The following is a 6,070-nucleotide window of genomic DNA, read 5'->3' as shown; positions in this document are numbered from 1 at the left end:
GAGTATAAGAGGATTTTTCTATATACATCATTAACTTATGCAGCAACTAAGCATAAGGCTCACTTGTGCTTATCTTTACTCTCAACAATCTGGAGTTTTTATGGCAAATCAATTGAGCAAAATCGCTGTAGGCGCAGGACTGTTAGCGGCGTCCAGTGCTGCTATGGCAGCCGACAAACCGAATATTCTGGCAATTTTTGGTGACGATATCGGCTACTGGAATATCAGCGCATACAACCAAGGTATGATGAGTTACAAAACGCCAAACATCGACCGTATCGCGAATGAAGGTGCGTTGTTCACAGATCACTACGGACAACAGTCTTGTACTGCTGGTCGCGCGGCCTTTATTACGGGTGAAGAGCCATTTCGTACGGGTTTGTTAACAATTGGTATGCCAGGCTCTGACCACGGCATACCTGATTGGGCGCCAACCATTGCAGATCTGTTAAAAGAACAAGGTTACATGACGGGTCAATTTGGTAAAAACCACTTAGGTGACCAAGATAAGCACTTACCGACAAAACACGGCTTTGACGAATTCTTCGGTAACTTATATCACCTAAACGCAGAAGAAGAACCTGAAACTTATTACTACCCTAAAGACCCAGAGTTTCGTAAAAACTATGGCCCTCGTGGTGTCATTAAGTCTTATGCCGACGGTAAGATTGAAGACACTGGCCCGATGACACGAAAACGTATGGAGCACGCAGATGAAGAGTTCCTAGAAAGCTCTTTGGCATTTATGGAAAAAGCAGTTAAAGCGGATAAACCCTTCTTTATTTGGCATAACGCCACTCGTATGCACGTTTGGACTCGCTTGCAGGAAAAATACCAAGGCAAATCAGGTGTAAGCATTTATGCCGATGGTATGCTGGAACACGATGACCATGTAGGTGTTTTACTCGACAAGCTGGATGAGCTAGGTGTTGCAGACAACACTATCGTTATCTACTCAACGGACAACGGCGCAGAAACCATGACTTGGCCAGATGGTGGCGCAACACCATTCCATGGTGAAAAAGGTACAACTTGGGAAGGCGGTATGCGTGTTCCTCAACTGGTTCGTTGGCCAGGCGTAATTAAGCCAGGAACCAAGATCAATGAAATGATGGCACACCAAGACTGGTTGCCTACATTATTGGCAGCTGCTGGCGTACCTGATGTAAAAGAAAAACTGGCAGAAGGCTACAAAGCAAATGGCAAAGAGTGGCGTGTACATTTAGATGGTTACAACTTCATGCCATACTTTGAAGGTAAGCAAGAAAAAGGCCCTCGTGAGTCGCTGCTTTACTTTACATCTAATGGTGAATTAAACGCTGTCCGCTGGAATGACTGGAAACTTCACTTTGCAACGCTTGAAGGGAACCTAAGTAACGCAGTTCGTTTTGCTCCGAACTGGCCTAAAATCATCCACCTACGTGCTGACCCATTCGAAAAAGGCCCAAGTGAATCACAAATGTACTTGCGTTGGATGGCTGACAACATGTGGCTATTTGTACCTGTACAAGACGTTGTGGGAGAGTTCTTTAAAACACTTCCAGAATACCCAATGCAACGTGGCACAGCGATGAACCCTGCTTCACTAAACTACGACTCTCTAAAAATGCAAGAGAAGCTGCAGCAACTAGACAAAGTTGAACAAGAAATCAGCAAGTTTAAGTAAACTAAGTTAACGTTAGTTAATCAGTAACATTAAGCCAGCAGACCATTCTGCTGGCTTATGTGTATCGCCACATAGGAACTTACTTAAATCGCCTGTTTAGCCTATACAAAGTGGGCATTGTGAGTACAAACTGAAAAACAAAAAAGGAGAGCTAACCTGCTCTCCTTTGTATTTTAACCGTGGATAAACTAAGCCACATTAACCGATTTAGCTAAACTGCTACTTTGGAAAAACTCATCATGCAATGCGCAAATCGCGTGCTGGTATTCCTTATCACCGACAACAAATTGAACATTTACATTTCTCAATGATGAGTGCAGTGCAACTGGCGTAACGCCATTATTCATCAATGCAAGCACACCTTTCGCCAACGTCTTATTGGTATCAATTTGAGAACCGATGGCTGAGATAAGCGCGACCATACGACCTTTAATCGAGGCATTCGGATAACGTTTCTCGGCTTTATACAATACTTTGTTTAAGCTATCAGTACTGCCACCTAGATAGTAAGTAATAGAGTTCGCGTTCATCTCTTTACCAACCAAACTTACACGAGCATCGGAGATGATTTCCATCAATTCGTAACTAACGTTATCGGCTTTTCCTACCATTGCTTGGTCAAACAAATGCAGTGCAAATACTTTCTCTTTACCTGCGATGATCTCGACTTTGTCTTCTTCCGGACGATAGCTTGAAGAGATCAAAGTACCTTCGTGTTCAGGTTCGAATGTATTTTTAATCTGTAGCTCAATACCACTTTCACGTAAACCCGCAGCGGCATTTGGGTGAATCGCTTCCATGCCAAGGTTCGCAAGTTGGTCTGCTACGTCATAGTTTGTACTACCAATTGGTAATACTTTTTCAGGACCAACAACGCGTGGGTCTGCTGAGCTCAAGTGGTACTCTTTGTGAATTACTGCTAAATCCGCTTTTGTTATTGCTGCAATTCGGCTAAATGTCATCTCACTATAACCTCGGTCATAAGTGTGCATTAGGCCCTCTTTACAGTAAGCATAACCTGTCACGATTGGCAGTTCTTTTGATACATCGATATCAGCAAACGCGTCACTAATCGACTCATCAAGGCTTCTTGGCGCTTGATTATCCCAACCAGACAGGTCAACGAACTTAGCGTTAATACCCATATTTTTTAGTTTTAGTGCTGTGTTGTAAGCACTATGTGCCTCACCGATAGACGAGAGAAACTCTCGAATTTGAGGCAAGTACTGGCGCAACGAAAATTGACCGTACTGACAGGTTTCTAAAATATTCGCGATACAGTTTTTCGCTTCAGCAATGCGGGAGCGAATGAATTTATCCGCACGGATACGATTCATTGGGTCCGCAAAAATATTTTCATTGGTCAGCAACATACGGCTTTCAACGTACGCTAACGCTTCTTCCCATTTGTCGTCGCGTTTCGCGATAAGCTGATAAACGCCTGGTTTACTGGTTTTTTTACACTCGAGCAGCGCATCGGTCATACCACCGTATGCAGATACGACAAAAATACGATTGTATGGTGTTTTGGGACGAAGAATAATATTGTCGAGAACAGCATCAAATGCTGTCATTGATGTACCGCCGATTTTTTCTACGGTAAATGTCATGATAAGCCTTTTTGATTGGTAACTTTAAAAAGAAAAAAGAAGAGATAGTAAAGTGTGGGGTGGCAAAGCACCCCACCATCATCTTTTAGTCAACGAGAGGATAAACACCGTTTTCATCGTGCACTTCAGCGCCAGTAATCGGTGGGTTAAACACACACGCCATTACCATTTCTTTATTCTTATAAGCTCTCAAGTAGTGCTCATCGTGTTTATCAAGGATGTATAATGTACCTGGTTTGATTGGGTACGTTTCTCCACCTACAACTTCAATCTCACCTTCACCACTCATACAAAACACCGATTCAAGGTGGTTTTGATAGTGAATATGAGTTTCTGTATCTTCATAAATCGTTGTGATGTGGAAAGAGAAACCCATGTTGTCGTCTTTCAACAACATGCGGACACTTTCCCAGTTATCTGAAACAACACGTCGTTCGCTGTTGCGGCATTCATCTAGAGTTCTGACGATCATAATTAAAATCCTTATTAAGATGCTTGTTTGAAATGTTTCGCAGCGATAGTCTCTACTGCATTTTCAAAGATGCTTAGTCCTTGATCTAGCTCTGATTCGCTGATGGTTAGTGGACAGAAGAACTTCACAACTTCATCTTCTGGACCCGCTGTCTCTATCACCATTCCATTCTCGAAACAGTTTTTCGCAATTTCAGATGCCATGTCACCATTGATACATTCAATACCAACCATCATGCCGCGGCCTTTTTTCTGCACAAACATTTGAGGAAAGCGACGAACACAACGGTCAATAACTGCACTTACCTTGTCTGAACACTGCTTGATGTGTGTTTCAAAATCATCGTTTGCCCAGTAAATTTCTAGTGCTTTTGCAGCAGTAATAAAGGCGTGATTATTGCCACGGAACGTACCGTTATGCTCGCCTGGCTTCCACTGGTCAAGCTCAGGCTTAAGTAACACGACAGCCATCGGCAAACCGTAACCACCGATCGACTTCGATAGCGTCACGATATCCGGTTGGATACCAGACGGCTCGAAACTAAAGAAAGTACCGGTACGTCCGCAACCTGCTTGAATGTCATCGACAATCACAAGAATGTCATTGGCTTTACAGATTTTGCTCAAACGTTGTAACCACTCGTTTGAAGCAGCATTTAAACCACCTTCACCCTGCACAGTTTCAAGAAGTACAGCGGCTGGTTTATCCATACCTGCAGAGTTATCATTTAGCATGGTTTCGAACAGCGCAAGACCATCTACGCCAGCGTAACCTTCAAATGGAATACGAGTGACGTTACTTAGACTAGAACCGTTACCTTGTCTGTGATGCTGGTTACCCGTTGCAGCCAGTGCGCCAGCAGTACAACCATGGAAACCGTTAGTAAACGCAACGACGCTGTCGCGGCCTTTTACTTTTTTAGCCAGCTTCAATGCCGCCTCAACAGCGTTAGTGCCTGTTGGGCCCGTAAACTGAACCTTGTAATCCAAGTTTCTTGGTTTAAGGATGTAAGTATCCAACGCTTCCAGAAACGATGCTTTCGCTTCTGAGTGCATATCCAAACCGTGAGTAATACCGTCCATTTCAATGTACTCAAGCAACGCTTGTTTTAGTACTGGATTGTTATGGCCATAATTTAGAGATCCCGCTCCAGCAAGGAAGTCTAAGTATCGTTCACCTTGTTCTGTTTCTAGCCAGCAGCCTTTCGCTTTACGAAAAACGACCGGGAAATTGTTTGAATATGAGCGTACGTTGGATTCCTGCTTTTTGAAAATATCCATGATGAGACCGTTTTTAATTCCTATTGTTTGAGGATTATTTGAGAGGAATGCGATACAAATATTCTGTATCGTGTTTGCCTTTAAAGTGGGCTTCTTCATCCAAAAATGTGCTTACTTGGCCAGAATTGCCGTTCATCGCATCTAACTTTTTGAACAGTGCCCAAGAGGCTTTATTATCTTCCGTGATGGTAGTTTCTACCGATTTAACACCGCCTAATTCCTCTCGGGTGAGAAGTTCTTTCAACATGCGGAATGCTAAACCATGACCTCTAAAGCGAGGTGAGACTGCAACTTGCCAGACAAATAAAACGTCTTGCTCGTCTGGTTTCTGATAACCGGAAATGAAACCTGCGATTTCGCCTTTTTGCTCAACCAAAATACTGGTTTTGCTGAAATGCGTAGACTGTAGGAAATTGCAATAAGATGAGTTCATGTCCAATGGAGGACAGTCTGCAATCAAGCTGTAAATGTCGTCACCATCAGAGATTTTAGGCTCACGAAAAATCCATTTTTTACTTGAGTCTTCTCCAATCTCTGGATAAAGGACCCAAGGTGCTGATGTGATCATGTGAAAATACATATCCTTTGAGGTCTAATTAAATTTCCTTTTTATTATGGGCATCCCTCGCGACTAAAAATCAAATAATCCGCCTTTTTATCGGTATTTTTGTGACGCATATCACAAAAACAAGCCTATTAACCAAAAGTTAAAATAGTTCGAGGTCTAATTTATTAAATAGTCACCTAAATACGCAGTACAAAAAACAACCAGAATAAGACCATTTTCCATGCTGTTCATTTCTCAGAGAAAAATAGAAATCCAAAAAAAAGCGGCATGCTTTCGCATACCGCTTTTATCAATAATTTAATTGCTGATACTAGTTATTTTGATTTCTTAGAAACCGCCTTTGGACGAGGTTCATCCATCAAACCTTTTATCAAAGATACCGTTGCAACAAGCAAAACAATAGTAAATGGTAAACCAGTCGTCACCGCCATTGCTTGAGCAGCAGCTAGACCACCACCCAACATCAATGCAATC

6 protein-coding genes are annotated in these 6,070 nt (G+C 42.6%); 1 reads left to right on the top strand and 5 read right to left on the bottom strand.

Annotated elements, in window-relative coordinates:
- Positions 1-100 precede the first annotated feature (100 nt).
- The gene (locus tag CAG68_RS17950) at positions 101-1,666 is read left to right on the top strand and encodes a sulfatase-like hydrolase/transferase (RefSeq protein WP_161441456.1); all 1,566 of its coding nucleotides are present in this window, start codon (positions 101-103) and stop codon (positions 1,664-1,666) included.
- 188 nt (positions 1,667-1,854) lie between these two features.
- On the opposite strand, the gene CAG68_RS17945 is transcribed toward CAG68_RS17950, so the two are convergent.
- The 5 genes from CAG68_RS17945 to CAG68_RS17925 form a co-directional block, all read right to left on the bottom strand.
- On the bottom strand, positions 1,855-3,276 hold the full coding sequence (locus tag CAG68_RS17945; RefSeq protein WP_005377768.1) for an aspartate kinase: 1,422 nt from the start codon (positions 3,274-3,276) through the stop codon (positions 1,855-1,857).
- Between the two features lie 85 nt (positions 3,277-3,361).
- Positions 3,362-3,748, bottom strand: coding sequence for an ectoine synthase (locus CAG68_RS17940; protein WP_005377769.1), 387 nt, complete (start codon positions 3,746-3,748; stop codon positions 3,362-3,364).
- Between the two features lie 14 nt (positions 3,749-3,762).
- The gene (gene ectB, locus CAG68_RS17935) at positions 3,763-5,028 is read right to left on the bottom strand and encodes a diaminobutyrate--2-oxoglutarate transaminase (RefSeq protein WP_025766718.1); all 1,266 of its coding nucleotides are present in this window, start codon (positions 5,026-5,028) and stop codon (positions 3,763-3,765) included.
- Positions 5,029-5,062: 34 nt separating this feature from the next.
- Complete coding sequence (gene ectA, locus CAG68_RS17930) at positions 5,063-5,596, bottom strand: diaminobutyrate acetyltransferase (RefSeq protein WP_005393379.1); 534 nt, start codon at positions 5,594-5,596, stop codon at positions 5,063-5,065.
- A 314-nt stretch (positions 5,597-5,910) separates the two neighbouring features.
- Positions 5,911-6,070: BCCT family transporter (locus tag CAG68_RS17925; protein ID WP_161441455.1), on the bottom strand; the 160-nt coding region annotated here is incomplete at its 5' end.

The organism is Vibrio sp. V42_P2S4T144 (assembly GCF_009904715.1).
In the GTDB taxonomy this organism is placed as follows: Bacteria; Pseudomonadota; Gammaproteobacteria; order Enterobacterales; family Vibrionaceae; genus Vibrio; species Vibrio alginolyticus.
Note: the sequence above shows the minus strand (reverse complement) of the source record. Positions and strands in the feature narration are given on the sequence as shown.